16 protein-coding genes are annotated in these 17,958 nt (G+C 71.2%); 6 read left to right on the top strand and 10 right to left on the bottom strand.

Going from position 1 to position 17,958, the window contains the following annotated elements; genetic code table 11:
- Positions 1 to 122: 122 nt before the first annotated feature.
- Positions 123 to 524, top strand: coding sequence for a hypothetical protein (locus DDQ41_RS31425; protein ID WP_147317691.1), 402 nt, complete (start codon positions 123 to 125; stop codon positions 522 to 524).
- Here the strand turns inward: DDQ41_RS31425 and DDQ41_RS23280 are convergent.
- The gene (locus DDQ41_RS23280) at positions 420 to 842 is read right to left on the bottom strand and encodes an SMI1/KNR4 family protein (protein WP_245991124.1); all 423 of its coding nucleotides are present in this window, start codon (positions 840 to 842) and stop codon (positions 420 to 422) included. The two genes, DDQ41_RS31425 and DDQ41_RS23280, sit on opposite strands and share 105 nt — an antisense overlap.
- Positions 843 to 1,118: 276 nt before the next feature.
- Here DDQ41_RS23280 and DDQ41_RS23285 point away from each other — a divergent pair, with 276 nt between their 5' ends.
- On the top strand, positions 1,119 to 1,634 hold the full coding sequence (locus tag DDQ41_RS23285) for a hypothetical protein (protein WP_262508551.1): 516 nt from the start codon (positions 1,119 to 1,121) through the stop codon (positions 1,632 to 1,634).
- Here the strand turns inward: DDQ41_RS23285 and sodN are convergent.
- Positions 1,588 to 1,983 (bottom strand): superoxide dismutase, Ni, encoded by a 396-nt coding sequence (gene sodN / locus DDQ41_RS23290; protein ID WP_109296223.1) that lies wholly within the window; start codon positions 1,981 to 1,983, stop codon positions 1,588 to 1,590. The genes DDQ41_RS23285 and sodN overlap by 47 nt on opposite strands.
- 148 nt (positions 1,984 to 2,131) lie before the next feature.
- Here sodN and sodX point away from each other — a divergent pair, with 148 nt between their 5' ends.
- On the top strand, positions 2,132 to 2,551 hold the full coding sequence (gene sodX / locus DDQ41_RS23295) for a nickel-type superoxide dismutase maturation protease (RefSeq protein WP_109296224.1): 420 nt from the start codon (positions 2,132 to 2,134) through the stop codon (positions 2,549 to 2,551).
- Here sodX and DDQ41_RS23300 read toward each other — a convergent pair.
- Positions 2,434 to 3,081 (bottom strand): CGNR zinc finger domain-containing protein, encoded by a 648-nt coding sequence (locus tag DDQ41_RS23300; protein WP_116427391.1) that lies wholly within the window; start codon positions 3,079 to 3,081, stop codon positions 2,434 to 2,436. The genes sodX and DDQ41_RS23300 overlap by 118 nt on opposite strands.
- 91 nt (positions 3,082 to 3,172) lie before the next feature.
- Here DDQ41_RS23300 and DDQ41_RS23305 point away from each other — a divergent pair, with 91 nt between their 5' ends.
- Positions 3,173 to 3,940 carry a class I SAM-dependent methyltransferase gene (locus tag DDQ41_RS23305; protein ID WP_109296225.1) on the top strand — a complete coding sequence of 256 codons (768 nt, stop codon included), beginning with the start codon at positions 3,173 to 3,175 and terminating at the stop codon, positions 3,938 to 3,940.
- An 82-nt stretch (positions 3,941 to 4,022) separates the two neighbouring features.
- On the opposite strand, the gene DDQ41_RS23310 is transcribed toward DDQ41_RS23305, so the two are convergent.
- Genes DDQ41_RS23310 through DDQ41_RS23320 form a run of 3 tightly spaced genes read right to left on the bottom strand, consistent with a single transcriptional unit; the run spans position 4,023 to position 6,745 of the window.
- Positions 4,023 to 4,784, bottom strand: a complete 762-nt coding sequence (locus tag DDQ41_RS23310) for an amino acid ABC transporter ATP-binding protein (RefSeq protein WP_109296226.1) — start codon at positions 4,782 to 4,784, stop codon at positions 4,023 to 4,025.
- Complete coding sequence (locus tag DDQ41_RS23315) at positions 4,781 to 5,725, bottom strand: amino acid ABC transporter permease (protein WP_109296227.1); 945 nt, start codon at positions 5,723 to 5,725, stop codon at positions 4,781 to 4,783. Before DDQ41_RS23315 ends, DDQ41_RS23310 begins: the two co-directional genes overlap by 4 nt.
- 48 nt (positions 5,726 to 5,773) lie before the next feature.
- Positions 5,774 to 6,745: an ABC transporter substrate-binding protein gene (locus tag DDQ41_RS23320; protein WP_109296228.1), complete on the bottom strand. Its 972-nt coding sequence runs from the start codon at positions 6,743 to 6,745 to the stop codon at positions 5,774 to 5,776.
- Positions 6,746 to 7,298: 553 nt separating this feature from the next.
- Between DDQ41_RS23320 and DDQ41_RS23325 the strand changes: the two genes are divergently transcribed.
- Positions 7,299 to 8,519, top strand: coding sequence for an NAD(P)-dependent malic enzyme (locus DDQ41_RS23325; protein WP_109296229.1), 1,221 nt, complete (start codon positions 7,299 to 7,301; stop codon positions 8,517 to 8,519).
- Positions 8,520 to 9,073: 554 nt separating this feature from the next.
- Positions 9,074 to 10,039, top strand: a complete 966-nt coding sequence (locus DDQ41_RS23330; protein WP_109296230.1) for a zinc-binding dehydrogenase — start codon at positions 9,074 to 9,076, stop codon at positions 10,037 to 10,039.
- A gap of 353 nt (positions 10,040 to 10,392) precedes the next feature.
- Here DDQ41_RS23330 and DDQ41_RS23335 read toward each other — a convergent pair whose 3' ends face one another.
- The 4 genes from DDQ41_RS23335 to DDQ41_RS23355 all read right to left on the bottom strand — a co-directional run bounded on the left by DDQ41_RS23335 (position 10,393) and on the right by DDQ41_RS23355 (position 17,907).
- The gene (locus DDQ41_RS23335) at positions 10,393 to 11,334 is read right to left on the bottom strand and encodes a PadR family transcriptional regulator (RefSeq protein WP_109296231.1); all 942 of its coding nucleotides are present in this window, start codon (positions 11,332 to 11,334) and stop codon (positions 10,393 to 10,395) included.
- Position 11,335: 1 nt separating this feature from the next.
- Entirely contained in the window at positions 11,336 to 12,184 is an 849-nt protein-coding gene (locus DDQ41_RS23340) for a DUF4097 family beta strand repeat-containing protein (RefSeq protein ID WP_109296232.1), read from the bottom strand.
- A 1,032-nt stretch (positions 12,185 to 13,216) separates the two neighbouring features.
- Positions 13,217 to 13,402, bottom strand: a complete 186-nt coding sequence (locus DDQ41_RS23350; RefSeq protein ID WP_109297905.1) for a DUF6104 family protein — start codon at positions 13,400 to 13,402, stop codon at positions 13,217 to 13,219.
- Between the two features lie 629 nt (positions 13,403 to 14,031).
- Complete coding sequence (locus tag DDQ41_RS23355) at positions 14,032 to 17,907, bottom strand: multifunctional oxoglutarate decarboxylase/oxoglutarate dehydrogenase thiamine pyrophosphate-binding subunit/dihydrolipoyllysine-residue succinyltransferase subunit (protein WP_109296233.1); 3,876 nt, start codon at positions 17,905 to 17,907, stop codon at positions 14,032 to 14,034.
- Between the last annotated feature and the right edge of the window lie 51 nt (positions 17,908 to 17,958).

Raw genomic sequence — 17,958 nt, forward strand, 5'->3', positions numbered from 1 at the left:
GTGTGGTGGAGTAATTGTATACGGTGACGGCTCGTGTTGTGCCGGACTGCCGTGAGCGCCCATGCCCACGGCGCTCCCGGTGCTCCGGAGCAGCTGATCGCGCGAACCAGGCCAACGGGTGGGTGGACCCGGGGGCCTGTGAATTCGGCGACCAGATCCCCGAGGCGGGGCTCGGCGACTTCGGCGGCGGCATCGGGTCGGCGGACATCGCCTTCGACGCGGTGGCGTTCGCGCCGGGCACGTACAACGGCCGCAGGCCGAACGGCGATACGACGGTAGACCCGACCGCTCCGCAGCAGGCGCGGGTCGAGCCGGACGAGGACGTCACCGACGGCCTCTTCTCCGCGGCCGGCAGCTCCTCGACGGACACCGCCACGACGGACACCGCCTCGACGGCGCTGATGCACGGCGTCGCGGCCTCACGACCAGACAAGTCGCCCATCGACAACGGAACAGACCGGATAGTCCCCCGCGCCGATCCTCGTCAGCATCTCCGCCACGGAGTCGAAGTAGTGAGCCAGTGACGCGTACTCGCCGGTGACCGTGGGCGCACCAACGAACCATCTGCCGATACGTCCGTCCCTCGCGTCGATGAACCGTCCCGCCCAGCTGTCCCGATCCGACAGGAACGGGATCCACTCCTCGCGCCACTCGCCCCCACCGGACAAGGGGTGGTTCGCGTAGAGCTTCTCCATCGCCCGGATGCCCAGAAAGAAGCTCGTCTCGTCCGGGAACCCGGCGTAACCGCAGCAGGCCACGTCGTCGTCCACATCGTCCTCGGGAAGATCCGGGTTGTTCTGCAGCAGCCACGCCCGCAGGTCCTGAGGCAATGAGACACCCATGCGCTCCTCGGCGGCCGCGAGTACCGGCTCCGGGGCCGGGCCGGGCAGGTCCGCGTGATCGGCTGGAGCATGCTCCCGCAAGAGATCCACTACGCGGGACCAGCTCTCCACGACACTCATTCCCCGGTGCCCCTCTCTGGACGGATTCGTCATGCCACTCAGCGGGCTCACCTGTTGTAGCCGGATAGCGCGGTGGGCCGGTCAAAGCGCCCTCGGGCTGCTGGAGCCCACGCTCTCACACGCTCTCCGCGGTTTATGCCGCTTGCGCCGGCTGCCGTGCGGCCTGTTCCGGTCCTGGGCCGACGTCACCTCGCCGTACGCCTCTCCGAGGAGGGGCTCTTCACCATGGAGGAGGGCGAGCACCTCAACTACCGGCGCTGGACCACCAGGTGGAAGAACTGGAACTGCGCTCGCAGGGTCCTCCAAGCGGCCGGGAGCGAGTTCGCCGGACGCGAGGGCCGCAAGCCCGTCGGGCTGCCGCACGCGGTGACCCGCGCCCCGCGGCACTACTGCGCCTTCGCGCTCCTCGCGCTCCTCGCCGGCGGCGCGAGCGTCCAGCAGGTGCGGCTCGTCCTCGGGCACGCGTCCGCCGTGATCACGCTGCGGATCTCCGCCCGCCCGCGGCCGGGCGGAGACGACCGCACCCGGTCCGCCGTGGACGCCGTGTTCGGCGGCCTGCGGGCCGGGTGCGGACAGCCGGGCGGCGCCGATCGCGAGCGTGCGGATCGGGCAGCCCGGGTGGGGATCAGGCCTTCTTGGTCTCCCAGAAGATCCGGTCGATCTCGGCGATGAGCTCCAGGGCCTTCTCGCCCGTCTTCGGGTCGGTCGAGGCCTTGGCCGCGGAGAGCGCCTTGAGGGTCTCGTTGACCAGCTGGTGCAGCTCCGGGTACTTCTCGAAGTGCGGGGGCTTGAAGTAGTCGCTCCAGAGCACCGACACGTGGTGCTTGGCGAGCTCCGCGCGCTGCTCCTTGATCACCGTGGCACGGGACTGGTAGTGCGGGTCGTCGTTGGCGGCCATCTTCTCCTGCACGGCCTTGACCGACTCGGCCTCGATACGGGCCTGGGCCGGGTCGTAGACGCCGCAGGGCAGGTCGCAGTGTGCGCTGACCTTCACCTTGGGGGCAAACAGGCGGGAGAGCATTGAGCTGTCCTTCCTCGTGATCGTCTTCTCAGGTGGGAGATTACTCCGTGAGAGGCGCGTTTTCGCGGGTGCCCCCTGGGGCTTGGGTCAAAAGTCCAGGGTGATCGCGGAACGTGCGGTGGAACGTACCGAGAGACGGAGGTGGCCCATGACGGGGCTGGGCCGGGAGCCGGGTGCGCCCTTCGGAGTCGCGGAGGTGACCGGGCCCTCCATGCTCCCCGCGCTGGCGCACGGGGACCGGCTGCTGGTGCACTACGGCGCCGCCGTGCGGGCCGGGGAGGTGGCCGTGCTGCGGCATCCGCTTCAGCAGGACCTGCTGATCGTGAAGCGGGTGGCGGAGCGGCGCGAGGAGGGCTGGTGGGTGCTGGGGGACAACCCGTACGCCGAAGGGGACAGCCGGGTGTTCGGCGCGGTGCCCGACGATCTGGTGCTGGGCCGGGTGCGGGCGCGCTACCGTCCCCGTCCGCGGGGTCCGAGGTCGGCGCTCGGGCTGCTGGTGTGGGCGTTCTCCGCGGTGCGGCCCGTGCTGTCGGACCGCTCGGTCTCCAGGCGCTTGCGGGCCCGGTAGGCGGCCACGTTGGCGCGGGTGGCGCAGCGGTCGGAGCAGTAGCGGCGCGAGCGGTTCGTGGACGTGTCCAGGTAGGCGTTGCGGCAGGGCGCGGCCTGGCAGAGGCCGAGCCGGTCGACGCCGTACTCGGTGAGGTGGAAGGCGAGTCCCATGGCGGCGATCGCGGCGTAGCCGGAGGTCGCGTTGGACGGGTGGTCGGCGAGGTGCATGTGCCAGCGCGGCCGGCCCTCCTCGTCGAGGAAGTCGTGGCCGGAGACCTGCGGGCTCACCGGGAAGTCCAGGAGCAGTGAGTTGAGCAGGTCGACGGCCTGGGTCTGGTCGCCCGAGTCCGCGGCGGTGAAGACCGCCCGGAGCCTGGTCCGCACCGACCGGAACCGGGTGACGTCCGCGTCGGTGGCCCGGCGCGCCATCGGGGACGCGCCGAAGAGTTCGCGGACGGCTTCCACCGATGTGAGCGCGTCCTTGCCGCGGGCCGGCTCCTCGGTGTTGACCAGACGCACGGCGTAATCCGAGTAAGAGGCCAGTTCCACTTGTAGTCCTTACGGATGAGGGCTAGTGTCGGCGATGGATGAGGTAAGTAATGCTCTCAGTCCGAGGGTATTACGGATCGGAGGAGTGCGGATGACCGAGAGCGCGGCCGCGACCGGAACCGACTGGCGGGCCTGGCAGGACAGCTGGGACCGCCAGCAGGAGTGGTACATGCCCGACCGCGAGGAGCGGTTCCGGGTGATGCTGGACATGGTCGAGGCCTTCGCCGGCCCCGAGCCGAGGGTCCTGGACCTCGCCTGCGGCACGGGGAGTATCACGGACAGACTGCTCAAGCGCTTCCCGAAGGCGGAGAGCGTCGGCGTCGACCTCGACCCCGCCCTGCTGACCATCGCCGAGGGGTACTTCGCCGGGGACCGGCGCGTCACCCTCGTCACCGCCGACCTCGCGGACCCGGACTGGACCGCGGCCCTCCCGTACTCCGAGTACGACGCCGTACTGACCGCCACCGCGCTGCACTGGCTGCGCGCCGAGCCCCTCGCCGCCCTCTACGGGCAGCTCGCCGACCTGGTCGCGGACGGGGGCGTCTTCATGAACGCCGACCATATGAGGGACGACACCACCCCGCGCGTCAACGCGGCCGAGCGCGCCCACCGGCAGGCCGCCAGGGACCGGGCCAAGGCCGCGGGGGCGCTCGACTGGGCCGACTGGTGGGCCCTGGCGGCCGCGGACCCCGTCCTGTCCGGTCCCACCGCCCGGCGCTTCGAGATCTACGGAGAGCACGCGGAGGGCGACATTCCGTCCGTCCGGTGGCACGCCGACACCCTGCGCGCCGGGGGCTTCGCCGAGGCGCGGCCGGTGTGGGCGTCGCCCTCCGACGCGCTGGTGCTCGCGCTGAGGTGACCCGGCCCGGACGACCGGAAGCCGGGGGCGGCAGGGCGTGCCCTGCCGCCCCCGGCTTCCGGTGCGGCGTTCCACAGGAGCGTTACAGCACCTTGGAGAGGAAGGCCTTGGTGCGGTCGTGCTGGGGGTTGGTCAGCACGTCGCGGGGGTTGCCGGACTCGACGACGACGCCGCCGTCCATGAACACCAGGCTGTCGCCGACCTCGCGGGCGAAGCCCATCTCGTGGGTGACGACCACCATCGTCATGCCGTCCTCGGCGAGGCCGCGCATGACGTCGAGGACGTCGCCGACGAGTTCGGGGTCGAGGGCGCTGGTGGGCTCGTCGAAGAGCATCAGCTTGGGCTCCATCGCCAGCGCGCGGGCGATGGCGACGCGCTGCTGCTGCCCGCCGGAGAGCTGGGAGGGGTAGTTCCCGGCCCGGTCGGACAGTCCGACGCGGTCCAGCAGCTTCAGGGCCCGCTCGCGGGCGACGGCCTTGCTCTCGCCCTTCACCTGCACGGGTGCTTCCATGACGTTCTCGACGGCGGTCATGTGGGGGAAGAGGTTGAACCGCTGGAACACCATGCCGATGTCGCGGCGCTTGAGCGCGACCTCGCTGTCCCTGAGCTCGTAGAGCTTGGCGCCCTTCTGGCGGTAGCCGACGAGTTCGCCGTCCACCCAGAGCCGCCCCGCGTTGATCTTCTCGAGGTGGTTGATGCAGCGCAGGAAGGTGGACTTGCCCGAGCCCGAGGGCCCGATCAGGCAGAACACCTCGCGGGGGGCGACTTCGAGGTCGATGCCCTTGAGGACTTCGATGTGGCCGAACGACTTGTGGACGCCTTCGGCCTTGACCATGGCGGTCATGCCGCGACTCCCTTCGGGCGGCGCACCGAGAAGACGGTGGCCCTGATCTTCTGCAGGGGTGTGGGCGGCAGGCTGCGGCTGGAGCCGCGGGCGTAGTAGCGCTCGAGGTAGTACTGGCCGACGCTCAGCACCGAGGTCATGATCAGGTACCAGGCGGCCGCGAGGAAGAGCATCTCCACCGGGGCGCCGGAGGTCTGGCCGATGTCCTGGGCCTGGCGGAGCAACTCGGAGTACTGGACCACCGACACCAGCGAGGTGGTCTTCAGCATGTTGATGACCTCGTTGCCCGTCGGGGGCACGATGACGCGCATGGCCTGGGGGATCACCACGCGCCGCAGGGTCTTGGTGTGGCTCATGCCCAGCGCGTGCGAGGCCTCGGTCTGCCCTTCGTCGACCGCGAGCAGGCCGGCGCGGCAGATCTCGGCCATGTAGGCGGCCTCGTTCAGCCCCAGGCCGAGCAGCGCGGTCAGGAACGGGGTCATGAAGTCGGACCACTCGTCCTTGTAGAACGGCCCGAGGTTGATGAACTCGAAGACCAGGCCCAGGTTGAACCAGACGATGAGCTGGACCAGGACCGGGGTGCCGCGGAAGAACCAGATGTAGAACCAGGCGATCGACGAGGTCACCGGGTTCTTCGACAGGCGCATCACCGCCAGCAGGATGCCGCCGACGATGCCGATGGCCATCGACAGGGCGGTCAGCAGCAGGGTGTTCCCGACGCCTTCGATGATGCGCGAGTCGAAGAAGTTCTGCGGGATCGCACCCCAGTTGATCTTGCCCTGGGAGAAGGCGACGACGATCGCCGCGAGCAGCGCGATCGCCACGACGGCGGCGACGTACCGGCCGAAGTGCCGCACCGGGATGGCCTTGATGGCCTCCGGTCCGGCCTCCGGCGTCGGCGGAGTGTCCTCCGGACCCGTCTTGTCGATATCGACAGTCACGTGGAGCCTTTCCGTGCTTCAGTGCCGAGGTCTGGGTCCCGATCCGGGTCAGGAACCGCCGTTGATCTTCGCCTCGGTCACCGCACCGGCCTGGACGCCCCACTTGGCGATGATCTTCTCGTACTCGCCGTTCTCGATGATGGCGGCCAGCGCGGCCTGGAGCGCGTCACGCAGCTCGGTGTTGCTCTTGGCCACCGCGATGCCGTACGGGGCCGCCTCGACCTGCTCGCCCACGAGCTGGAAGTCGTTGCCGCCGCCGGAGGTCTTCACGGCGTAGGCGGCGACCGGGAAGTCGGAGGAACCGGCGTCCGCTCCGCCGGCCCGCAGACGGGTCTGGGCCTGCTGGTCGTTGTCGAAGGGCTCGATCGCGATCTTGCCCTTGTCGTCCTTCAGGCACTTGGCGTTCTCGGCCTTGGCGAGGTCCTCGGACACCGTGCCGCGCTGCACGACGATCTTCTTGCCGCACAGGTCGGACCAGGTCTTGATGCCCTGGTCGTCGCCCTTCTTGGTGTAGATCGAGACGCCGGCGGTGAAGTAGTCGACGAAGTCGACTCCCTCGCCGACCTTCTTGCCGGTCTCGGAGTCCACGCCGTCCTGGCGGGCCTTGGTGTCGGTCATGGCCGACATGGCGACGTCGTACCGCTTGGAGCGCAGGCCGGTGATCAGGGTGTCGAAGGTGCCGTTCTCGAACTCGAACTTCACGCCGAGCTGCTTGCCCAGGGCGTCCGCGATGTCCGGGTCGATGCCGACGACCTTGCCGGAGTCGTCCTTGAACTCGACGGGCGGGTAGGCGATGTCCGAGCCGACCTTGATGACGCCCTTGTCGCGGACCGACTGCGGCAGCTTGTCCGCCAGCGGGGCGGCGGAGGCGTCCGCGGAGTCCTTCTCCTTGGTGCCCGATCCGGAAGTCGTCTGGTCACCGCAGGAGGTGAGCAGCAGGGCACCGGCGACCGCGATCGCGCTCACCGCGGCGATCCTGGACTTGGCGGCGGTCGAGCGGCGGGTGGTGCTTGCGGTCATGATCGTGGTCCTCCGGCAGGTGTGGGGTTGCCAGGCATCGCGCACTCGTCTTCGAGTGTCGACCTTGTGTGTTTCCGGCATCTTGCCATTCGGACTAGCCCATTCAGTGGGCTACGCATGTCAAAATCGGATAACGGGTGATCCCCGAAGCGCTACGGGCCGGTACGCCAGGGCCCTGTCGGCCGCATCATCTGCGGCCCTTCCTTCTTTCGGCCGGAAGATCTTCGGATCGTCTCGGGATGTGGACGGCATTAATCATGCTGTTCACCAGGTGTTCCTACCTTGTCAGCATATGTCGCCACAAGTCGGATACCTGGGCGGTCACGGGCGGGCCGATGGGCTCGTCTCCGGTGCCGTCCGTCCGGTAAGAAGGATCCTTACACCCCTCATCCGGGGCTCAGGGCGCGTTGTGCGGCGCGCCCGCGCGTACGTACCTCCCCCTGTCGCGGCGGGCCGACCGCCGGCGACGGGGAACGAACGCGGTGCCCGCCCACCCCTCCTCAACCAGGAGCGGCCACCCTCAACTGATGAAGACTTAAGGGGTCAAACGAACATGGCAGCGGAGATCGTCAATCCCGGCAGCGTCGGCGGGACGGAGAGCGCACCCGGGGAATCCGGGGAACCCTTCGATCCGGCCTTCGCGCTGCACCGCGGCGGCAAGATGGCCGTCCAGGCCACGGTGCCCGTCCGGAACAAGGACGACCTGTCCCTCGCGTACACACCCGGTGTCGCCAAGGTGTGCACCGCGATCGCCGAGAAGCCCGAGCTCGTCCACGACTACACCTGGAAGTCGCAGGTGGTCGCGGTCGTGACCGACGGCACCGCGGTTCTCGGACTCGGAGACATCGGACCGGAGGCCTCGCTCCCCGTGATGGAGGGCAAGGCGATCCTTTTCAAGCAGTTCGGCGGCGTGGACGCCGTTCCGATCGCCCTCGCGACCACGGACGCCGACGAGATCGTGGACACGGTCGTGCGGCTCGCCCCGTCCTTCGGCGGAGTGAACCTGGAGGACATCTCGGCGCCCCGGTGCTTCGAGATCGAGCGCAAGCTCCAGGAGCGGCTCGACATCCCGGTGTTCCACGACGACCAGCACGGTACGGCCGTGGTCACCCTCGCCGCCCTGCGCAACGCGGCCAGGCTGACCGGCCGGGGCCTGGGCGACCTGCGCGCCGTGATCTCGGGCGCGGGCGCGGCCGGTGTCGCCATCGCCAAGTTCCTCCTCGAGGCGGGGCTCGGCGACGTGGCGGTGGCCGACCGCAAGGGCATCGTCAGCCGTGACCGCGACGACCTGACCTCGGTCAAGCGGGAACTCGCGGAGATCACCAACCGGGCCGGACTCAGCGGCTCGCTGGAGACGGCGCTGGCCGGCGCGGACGTCTTCATCGGCGTCTCGGGCGGTACGGTGCCGGAGCCCGCGGTCGCCTCGATGGCGCCGGGAGCCTTCGTCTTCGCGATGGCCAACCCGAACCCCGAGGTGCACCCGGACGTGGCGCACAAGTACGCCTCGGTCGTGGCCACCGGCCGCAGCGACTACCCCAACCAGATCAACAACGTGCTCGCGTTCCCCGGCATCTTCGCGGGCGCGCTGCAGGTGCGGGCCTCCCGGATCACCGAGGGCATGAAGATCGCGGCGGCGAACGCGCTGGCCGACGTGGTGGGCGACGCGCTCGCCCCGGACTACGTCATCCCGTCGCCGTTCGACGAGCGGGTCGCCCCGGCGGTCACCGCGGCGGTGGCGGCTGCGGCGCGGGCGGAGGGCGTGGCCCGGCGCTGACGCCGTTCGCCGCCGGGGCCCGGACCCAGGCCCTCGAACCCCTCCTCGCGGCCCCGGACGCGCGCGACGCGTCCGGGGCCGCGCTGTGCCTGCGGGGTGCCCGCGCTGTGCCCGCGGGGTGTCTTTGGCGTGCCTGCGCTGTGGCAGCTCCGTGCCTGCGGCGTGTCTGTGGCGTGCCTGCGCTGTGGCAGCTCCGTGCCTGCGGTGTGCCCGTTCCGTGCCTGTGGCGTGTCTGTGCCGTGTCTGCGGCGTCTGCGGCGTGCACGCGCTGTGCCCGCTCCGGGGGCGCGGCGCGTCCGCTCTGTGCCCGCCGCGCGCCGGTGGGGCGGGCCCCGCCGGCCTCCCACCGGACCGGGAGCCGTCCCGGAGACGAAGGGCCGCTCCCGGTCCGGACGAGGGCCCAGGGACGGTCCAAGGACGGTCCGGACGAGGGCCCAGGGACGGTCCGGACGAGGGCCCAGGGACGGTCCGGAGGACGGTTCAGGGACGCAGGGACGCGTGTCACACCGGAGCGTGGTTCCGCCCGCGCACCGGCCCGCCCTACGCTCACGGTCATGTTCGCCGCATACGCCGCCCGCATCGACCGCGACCAGCCGCTCAACGGACTGGAGCTGGGTGACCGCCCGGCCCCCGGGGACCGTCCCGGCTGGACCACCATCAACGTCAGGGCCGCCTCCCTCAACCACCACGACCTGTGGTCGCTGAGGGGAGTCGGGCTCCCCGAGGACAGGCTGCCGATGATCCTCGGCTGCGACGCCGCCGGTGTCGACGCGGACGGGAACGAGGTGGTGCTGCACTCGGTCATCGGCCAGAGCGGCCACGGGGTCGGTCCGGACGAGCCGCGCTCCATCCTCACCGAGAGGTACCAGGGCACGTTCGCCGAGCAGGTCGCCGTCCCGACCTGGAACGTCCTGCCCAAGCCGAAGGAACTCTCCTTCGAGGAGGCCGCGTGCCTGCCGACCGCCTGGCTCACCGCCTACCGCATGATCTTCACCAACGCCGGTGTCCGGCCGGGCGACTCGCTGCTCGTCCAAGGCGCCGGCGGCGGAGTCGCCACCGCCGCGATCGTCCTCGGCAAGGCGGCCGGTCTCCGCGTCTTCGCCACCAGCCGCGACGAGGCCAAGCGCAAGCGCGCCGTGGACCTGGGCGCGGTCGACGCGTTCGAACCGGGTGCCCGGCTGCCGCAGCGTGTCGACGCGGTCATCGAGACGGTGGGCGCCGCCACCTGGTCGCACTCGGTCAAGTCGCTGCGCCCCGGGGGCACCGTGGTCATCTCCGGTGCGACGAGCGGCGACCGGCCCTCGCACGCCGAACTGACCAGGATCTTCTTCCTGGAACTCAAGGTCGTCGGCTCCACCATGGGCACCCGGGACGAACTGGAGGACCTGCTCTCCTTCTGCGCCGCGACCGGTGTGCGGCCGGTGATCGACGAGGTCCTGCCGCTGGACCGGGCGCGGGAGGGCTTCGAGAGGATGGCCTCGGGCGGGCTCTTCGGCAAGATCGTGCTGACCGGCTCCTGAGCCCGAGGATCCGCCGAATCCGCCGAATCCGCCGACGGGGCTCCGGCACGGCCGTCGCGGCACCGTGCCGGAGATCCCGTCCGCGCCACCCGTCCGCCGTACCCGTCCACCCGCTCCACCCGCTCCACCCGCTCCACCTTCCGGGCGGGTGGACGGGCGCCCGGTCGGTCGCGGCGGGTCCGGACGGCCCACCACGCCGCCCGCACGGGAGCGCGACACAGGCCGGAAGGAACGCCGGATCGGGATCGGTGCAACCGCCCCCACGGGAACCCGGGAACGCGGGGACCCGGGAACGGGTGGACCCGCCCCACGGGAACCCGGGAACGGGTGGACCCGCAGGCGCGGCGGGGCGCTCAGCCGCCCACGCGCAGCAGCGCCGAGATGTGCGCGGCCGCCGTCGACAGATGGCGGCGGGCCTCGGCGAGCTGCGCCGAGGTCACCCCGTGGTCGCGGGCCGCGTCCCGGATGTCGTCCCGGAAGCGGTCCAGAAGCCGCTCGAGGTCGCGCGCCGGGTCACCGGACTCCGCCGTGTTCTTCGCCCACCGGGGCTCCTCGCCCGCCGGGCCGGGCTTGGCCTGCTGCCGCTGACCCGCCGCGCCCCGTGAGGCCAGTCCCCCCAGTTGCGCGGTGAGTTCGGAGAGCCCCTCCCGTACGCCCGCCGGCCAGTCGCCACGGGCGAAGTGCCCCTGGACCTGGTCCTGGACCTGGCGGGCGATCCGCTGGACCTCGTCCCGCGCCCGGTCCTGAGCCTCCCTGGCCTGGCGGCGCGCGGTCTGAGCCTCCTCACGGGCCCGGCGGGACTCGTCCTTGGCCCGGCGCGCCTGCTCCTTCCACTCCTGCTTCGCGCGGCGCATCTCCTCCTTCGTCGCCTGCCAGGCGTCGTCGGCGGCGTCCGGGCCGGTGGCGCTACGGCTCTCCGTCGCCGCGGCGCGCATCTCGCTGCGCAGCTTGCCGGCGGCGCCGCGCACGTCGTCGCGGATCTCCGCGGCCAGTTCCGAGACGGACTCGCGGATCTCGAGTTCGAGGTCGGCCAGCTCCCCGCCGCGGCCGGCGAGTTCCTCACGGCCGGCGTCGGTGATGGAGTACACCTTGCGGCCGCCCTCGGTGGCGTGGGTGACCAGTCCCTCGGCCTCCAGCTTGGCCAGGCGGGGGTAGACGGTGCCGGCGGAGGGCGCGTAGAGCCCCTGGAAGCGCTCCTCCAGCAGGCGGATGACCTCGTACCCGTGGCGCGGCGCCTCGTCGAGGAGCTTCAGCAGGTACAGGCGCAGCCGGCCATGGGCGAATACGGGGGGCATGTCAGAGCACCTTTCCCGTCTCGTCCTCGTACGGTTCGCCCGCGCGGGGCGGGCGGCGCAGGAGGGCGATCGACCCGGACACGGTGGTGGCGCGCAGGGAACCGCTGCCCGCACCGAGAGTGCCGGTGATCTTCTTGGCGCCCCACTGGCCGCTGACGCGGAGGCCCTCGAAGGCGTTCGAGACCGCGCCGCTCGCGGTGTTGGCCTCGACGCGCGCGTCCGCGGGGTGCGGCAGCCGGATGGCGACCTCACCGGAGACGCTGGTGAGGCGGATGTCCGTGGGCGCTCCGTCGAGGTCGATCGCCATGTCGCCGCTCACGGAGTCGGCCTGCACGGACGATCCCGCGCCCTCGATCACGGTCAGATCGCCGGAGACGGAGTGGAAGCGCAGGTCGCCGGTGACGGCCTGGGCCTCCAGGCTGCCGGAGACGGTCTCGGCCCGGACGGTGCCGGAGAGCCCCACGAGCGTGGTGTCGCCGGTGACGCCCCGTACGTTCGTGCGGCCGCGGATGCCGGAGACGACCGCACCGGCGCCCACGACACCGACCTCGACGGACGCCTCGGCGGGCACCGCGAGGGACACCACCGCGTGCCGTTGCCGTTCCCTGCGGTCGAGCAGCTTGAGGAAGCCCTTCCAGGGAAGGTCCTGGTAGGCGACGCTGACCGTGGCGCCGGTCCTCGTGACGACCAGCGGCGGGCCGTCGATCTCGGAGACCTCCAGCCGGGCGGAACCCTCGTCGGTGCCGACGATGTTCACCGTCCCGTCGACGATGCGCACGCTGAGGGACTTCACGGGCTCGTCGAAGGCGAGCTTGGTCGGCTCGGCGACTTCCCATGTCGAGTCGGGCATGGTGCTGACCTCCCGGGGCCTGCCTGGGACGCAATATATCGCGTCTTGTTGCTAACACGATATATCGCGGACAGGGGAAGTCAAGGGGTGCCGCGAAGGGTGGCGGCGAATGCGGACGCAGCGGCCTGGCGTGGGGCGTATGCACGCGACTTCAGCAGCAGCGCTGCTGCTCTGCCGGGCCGGGACCGGAGCGTGCCCGTGCCGGAGGGAGAGCCCTGGCCGAGCGACGAGGAACCCTCGACCGGTCACTCTCCCGCTGGGCCGCGGCCCTCGCCCCGCGCCGGACACCGACGCCCGCGCCCGGCCGACGCCCGGCTGACGCCCGGCTGATCGGACTCGTCGCGATCCTGACCCGGACCGGCCTCGCCCTGCCCGGCGGCGTCGCACCGGGCGCGGACCCGGACGGCCTCCGCGCAGCGGCCCGGTCCACCGCCGTACGGGACGGAGCCGCTGCGCGCACGCCGCGTACCGCGCACGCCGCGTACCGCGCACGCCGCGTACCGCGCACGCCGCGTACCGCGCACGCCGCGTACCGCACACCGTCGGTCACCGGTCACCGGTCACCGGTCACCTGACACCGGCCCCCGGCCGCCGCGGTCCGGCGTCGCGGCCTTCGCGCCGCTCGCCGCGGGCTTCCCGCTGACGGGGTCTGGGGCCTCGCCCGCCGCAGCGCGGGGTGGACGGCCGCCCGTGCCGTACCGCTCGCCCACGGCCCCCCGGCGCCGGCCCGCGACCGGGCGCCGGCGCGGTGACGGCACGGGGTCGTGTCCCCCCGTCGGGGTGTAGCCGATCACGGTCCGTCGCCTCCGCTTCGGAGCCGTCCGGTACGTGCCGCTGCGGTCCGTCGTGCGATCACCGCTGGTCCCGGCTCGGCGAGCCCCAACAGGGCCGCCGGCGACGGCGATTCGGGCCGCGACCTGCGGATTCCGCCAGCTTGATCGGCTACACCACTCGGCGGACACTCGGCGGGACGCCTTCCAGCACGGCCGAACGGCCGGACGGCCGGACGGCCGGACGGCCGGAACCGCCCCGCTACTCCTCGTCGTCCTCGTCGTCTTCGAGCCGCGCCAGCCAGGTGGCCAGCCGCTCGACCGGGACCTCGAAGTCCGGGTTGAGATCGACGAACGTACGCAGCTGCTCGGCGAGCCACTCGAAGGTGATCTCCTCCTCGCCGCGCCGCTTCTCCAGCTCCTCGATGCCACGGTCGGTGAAGTACATGGCCACCAGCCTAATCCGGTCCCGTCGGTGGTCCGTCGGTGGTCGGTGGTCGGTCGGTCGGTGGTCCGTCGGTGGTCGGTCCGGCGTCTGTGCGGTCGTCCCCACGAACGTCTCCGGCGGCCGCCGGGCGGGCCGGCGTGTCCGGGGGGTCGTGCCGACCCGCGCGGCCGGTCATGACAGGCGGGCGGCACCAGGGCGCCTGACGGTGATGGGCGGGGTGGGACGCCGAGGCCCTCCGCGACCTCGCGGCGACGCTTCGAGCCCGGCACGTTCCCACGGTGTCCGCCCGTCCACGCAACCGGCGGCGAAACAGGCCGGCACCCGGGACACCGCGGCGTGACGGGTCCGTGTCCAGCCTCCCAGGTCGATCACCCCTTCCACGGTATCCGCGGCCGCGGGGGAGCGATCGCGTGGAACGGGCAGCCCGGCCTCGGCATGGGTGACGGGGCGGCCGGGGCGGCGGGAGAGGGCCGGCGGTGGCGCGTGGACCGGCTCGCACCCGCCGCCGAGGTCGCCACGCATGCCCGAGGGCCCGGCCCCTCGCGATCGTTCGCGCACGGGGCCGGGCCCTTTTCCGGTGTGTACCGCCGCAGCGGTCCTGGGGCGTCCTGAGGCGTCCTCGGTTGTCCTCAGGCCTCGAAGACCTCGTCGACCAGCTGCTGCTGCTCCGCCTGGTGCCGCTTCGCCGAGCCCACCGCAGGGGACGACGAGTGGGGGCGGGAGATGCGGCGCAGGCGCTCGCCGTGCGGGATGTCCGCGCCGACCGCCAGGTCCAGATGGTCGATCAGGTTGAGTGCGATGAACGGCCAGGCACCCTGGTTCGCCGGCTCCTCCTGAGCCCAGAGGTACTTCTCGGCGTTCGGGAACCTGGCGATCTCGGCCTGCAGTTCGGCACCCGGCAGCGGGTACAGGCGCTCCAGGCGGATGATCGCCGTGTCGGTGGCACCGCGCTTCTGCCGCTCGGCGTCGAGGTCGTAGTAGACCTTGCCGGAGCAGAAGACGACCTTGCGGACGTCGGCGGCGTTCACCGCTCCCGAGTCCACCCCGGTGTCCCCGATGACCGGGCGGAAGCCGCCGGTGGTGAACTCCTCCACCTTGGACGCCGCGGCCTTCAGACGCAGCATCGACTTCGGGGTGAAGACGATCAGCGGCTTGTGGTGCGGGTTGTGGACCTGCCAGCGCAGCAGGTGGAAGTAGTTCGACGGCAGGGTCGGCATCGCGACCGTCATGTTGTTCTGGGCGCACAGCTGGAGGAAGCGCTCCGGGCGGGCGGAGCTGTGGTCCGGGCCCTGGCCCTCGTAGCCGTGCGGCAGCAGCAGCGTGACGCCGGAGGTCTGGCCCCACTTCTGCTCGGCCGAGGAGATGAACTCGTCGACGACGGTCTGGGCGCCGTTGACGAAGTCGCCGAACTGGGCCTCCCACATGACCAGCGACTCGGGGCGGGCCAGCGAGTAGCCGTACTCGAAGCCCATCGCCGCGTACTCGCTGAGCAGCGAGTCGTAGACGTTGTAGCGGGCCTGGTCCTCGGACAGGTAGAGCAGCGGGGTGTGGTCCTCGTTGGTCTCCTGGTCCACCAGCACCGCATGGCGCTGGCCGAAGGTGCCCCGGCGGGTGTCCTGGCCGGCGAGCCGGACCGGGGTGCCCTCCATCAGCAGCGAGCCGATGGCGAGGGTCTCGCCCATGCCCCAGTCGATCGTGCCGTCCTCGACCGAGGCCGCGCGGCGCTGCAGCTGCGGCAGCAGCCGCGGGTGGACGGTGATGGTTTCGGGGACGTTGACCTGCGACTCGGCGATCCGCTTGACGATCTCCTGGGAGATCGCCGTGGTGACGGACACGGGGAACTCGGCCTGGGCGTCGGGGACCTGGGCCGGGGCCGGGTGGCTGGTGGCCTCGCGGACCTCCGCGAAGACCTTCTCCAGCTGGCCCTGGAAGTCCTGCAGCGCCTGCTCGGCCTCTTCCAGCGTGATGTCGCCGCGACCGATGAGCGACTCGGTGTAGAGCTTGCGCACCGAGCGCTTCTTGTCGATCAGGTTCACCATCTGCGGGTTGGTGAACTGCGGGTTGTCGCCCTCGTTGTGACCGCGGCGGCGGTAGCAGATGAGGTCGATCACGACGTCCTTGTTGAACGTCTGGCGGAACTCGAAGGCGAGCCGCGCCACCCGGACGCACGCCTCCGGGTCGTCGCCGTTCACATGGAAGATCGGCGCCTCGATCATGCGGGCCACGTCGGTCGCGTACATCGACGAGCGCGACGACTCCGGGGCGGCGGTGAAGCCGACCTGGTTGTTGATGACGACGTGGACCGTGCCGCCGGTGCGGTACCCGCGCAGCTGCGACATGTTCAGGGTCTCGGCGACGACGCCCTGTCCGGCGAAGGCCGCGTCGCCGTGCAGGGCGACCGGCAGGACGGTGAAGTCCGTGCCGCCCTTGTTGACGATGTCCTGCTTGGCGCGGACGACGCCCTCCAGGACCGGGTCGACGGCCTCCAGGTGGGACGGGTTGGCGACCAGCGACACCTTGATCTGCTCGCCGTCCAGGCCGGTGAAGGTGCCCTCGGCGCCGAGGTGGTACTTCACGTCGCCGGAGCCGTGCATCGACTTCGGGTCGAGGTTGCCCTCGAACTCGCGGAAGATCTGCGCGTACGACTTGCCGACGATGTTCGCCAGGACGTTCAGCCGGCCGCGGTGGGCCATGCCGATGACGACCTCGTCGAGGCGGGACTCGGCGGCCGAGTCGATGACCGCGTCGAGCAGCGGGATGACGGACTCCCCGCCCTCCAGCGAGAAGCGCTTCTGGCCGACGTACTTGGTCTGGAGGAAGGTCTCGAAGGCCTCGGCGGCGTTCAGCCGGCGCAGGATGCGCAGCTGCTCCTCGCGCTCCGGCTTGGCGTGCGGGCGCTCCACCCGGTCCTGGATCCACTTGCGCTGCTTCGGGTCCTGGATGTGCATGAACTCGATGCCGGTGGTGCGGCAGTACGAGTCGCGCAGCACGCCGAGGATGTCGCGGAGCTTCATCATCGACTTGCCGCCGAAGCCGCCGACGGCGAACTCGCGCTCCAGGTCCCACAGGGTGAGCCCGTGCTCGGTGATGTCGAGGTCGGGGTGCTTGCGCTGGCGGTACTCCAGCGGGTCGGTGTCGGCCATGACGTGGCCGCGGACCCGGTAGGAGTGGATCAGCTCGAAGACCCGGGCGGCCTTGGTGACGTCGTCGTCGTGCGAGGCGTCGATGTCCTTGAGCCAGCGGACCGGCTCGTAGGGGATGCGCAGCGCCTCGAAGATGTCGTCGTAGAAGCCGTCCTCGCCGAGGAGGAGGTTGGCGACGATCCGCAGGAACTCGCCTGACGCGGCGCCCTGGATCACCCGGTGGTCGTAGGTCGAGGTCAGGGTCATGACCTTGGAGACGCCCAGCTTGTTCAGGGTGTCCTGGGAGGTGCCCTGGAACTCGGCCGGGTAGTCCATGGAGCCGACACCCATGATCACCGACTGTCCGGGCATCAGCCGCGGCACGGAGTGCACGGTGCCGAGGCCGCCGGGGTTGGTCAGCGAGACGGTGACGCCGCTGAAGTCGTCCATCGTCAGCTTGTTGCTGCGGGCGCGGCGGACGATGTCCTCGTAGGCCTGCCAGAACTCGAAGAAGTTCATGGTCTCGGCCTTCTTGATGGCCGCGACGACGAGCTGCCGGTCGCCGTTGGGCTTCACCAGGTCGATGGCGAGGCCGAGGTTCACGTGCGGGGGCTTGACCAGGACCGGCTTGCCGTCCTTCTCGCCGTACGACCAGTTCATCGACGGCATGGCCTTGATCGCCTGCACCATCGCGTACCCGATGATGTGCGTGAAGGAGATCTTCCCGCCCCGGGCGCGCTTCAGATGGTTGTTGATCACGATCCGGTTGTCGAAGAGCAGCTTCACCGGGACGGCGCGGACGGACGTGGCCGTCGGCAGCTCCAGCGAGGCGTTCATGTTCTTCGCCACGGCGGCGGAGGGGCCGCGCAGCGGCAGCATCTCCGGGCCGCCGGCCGCCTCGGTGGTGCCGGCCGCCTTCGCGGCGGGCCTGGCCGGAGCGGCGGCGGGCTGCGCGGAAGCGGCGGGCTTCACCGGTGCCGGTGCCGGTGCCGGTGCGGTGGCCGGTGCCGCGGCCTTCGCCGGTGCGGCCGGTGCCGGTGCGGCGGGGGCCTGCGGGGCGGGTGCCTGTGCGGCGGGAGCCTGTGCGGGGGCCTGCACGGGGGTCGCGGGCGCCGGAGCCTGTGCGGTGCCCGGCGTCTGCGCGGCCGTCGTGCCCGCCGAGGCCGGCGGCGTCGCCGCGGCCTCGCCGGTGGCCCCGCCGCCCGGCTTGTAGTCGGCGAAGAAGTCCCACCAGGCGCGGTCGACGGAGTTCGGGTCCTGGAGGTACTGCTGGTAGATCTCGTCGACGAGCCACTCATTGGCCCCGAACGCGGCAGCGGGGTTCTTCCCCTGCCCGTCGGGGTCGGTCGACGTACTCGAGTTACTGGGGGACTGAGACGACACGGCGGCAACCGCCCTCTTCCGCTTCACAAGGTGATGGACAGCGGAAATAAA

The organism is Streptomyces spongiicola (assembly GCF_003122365.1).
GTDB lineage: Bacteria > Actinomycetota > Actinomycetes > Streptomycetales > Streptomycetaceae > Streptomyces > Streptomyces spongiicola.

What these genes read in the sequence shown, in the direction of transcription:
- DDQ41_RS23280 (WP_245991124.1), bottom strand. Translation starts at nt 842, where the DNA reads ATGGGTGTCTCATTGCCTCAGGACCTGCGGGCGTGGCTGCTGCAGAAC.
- sodN (WP_109296223.1), bottom strand. Translation starts at nt 1,983, where the DNA reads ATGCTCTCCCGCCTGTTTGCCCCCAAGGTGAAGGTCAGCGCACACTGC.
- sodX (WP_109296224.1), top strand. Translation starts at nt 2,132, where the DNA reads ATGACGGGGCTGGGCCGGGAGCCGGGTGCGCCCTTCGGAGTCGCGGAG.
- DDQ41_RS23305 (WP_109296225.1), top strand. Translation starts at nt 3,173, where the DNA reads ATGACCGAGAGCGCGGCCGCGACCGGAACCGACTGGCGGGCCTGGCAG.
- DDQ41_RS23310 (WP_109296226.1), bottom strand. Translation starts at nt 4,784, where the DNA reads ATGACCGCCATGGTCAAGGCCGAAGGCGTCCACAAGTCGTTCGGCCAC.
- DDQ41_RS23320 (WP_109296228.1), bottom strand. Translation starts at nt 6,745, where the DNA reads ATGACCGCAAGCACCACCCGCCGCTCGACCGCCGCCAAGTCCAGGATC.
- DDQ41_RS23325 (WP_109296229.1), top strand. Translation starts at nt 7,299, where the DNA reads ATGGCAGCGGAGATCGTCAATCCCGGCAGCGTCGGCGGGACGGAGAGC.
- DDQ41_RS23330 (WP_109296230.1), top strand. Translation starts at nt 9,074, where the DNA reads ATGTTCGCCGCATACGCCGCCCGCATCGACCGCGACCAGCCGCTCAAC.
- DDQ41_RS23335 (WP_109296231.1), bottom strand. Translation starts at nt 11,334, where the DNA reads ATGCCCCCCGTATTCGCCCATGGCCGGCTGCGCCTGTACCTGCTGAAG.
- DDQ41_RS23340 (WP_109296232.1), bottom strand. Translation starts at nt 12,184, where the DNA reads ATGCCCGACTCGACATGGGAAGTCGCCGAGCCGACCAAGCTCGCCTTC.
- DDQ41_RS23350 (WP_109297905.1), bottom strand. Translation starts at nt 13,402, where the DNA reads ATGTACTTCACCGACCGTGGCATCGAGGAGCTGGAGAAGCGGCGCGGC.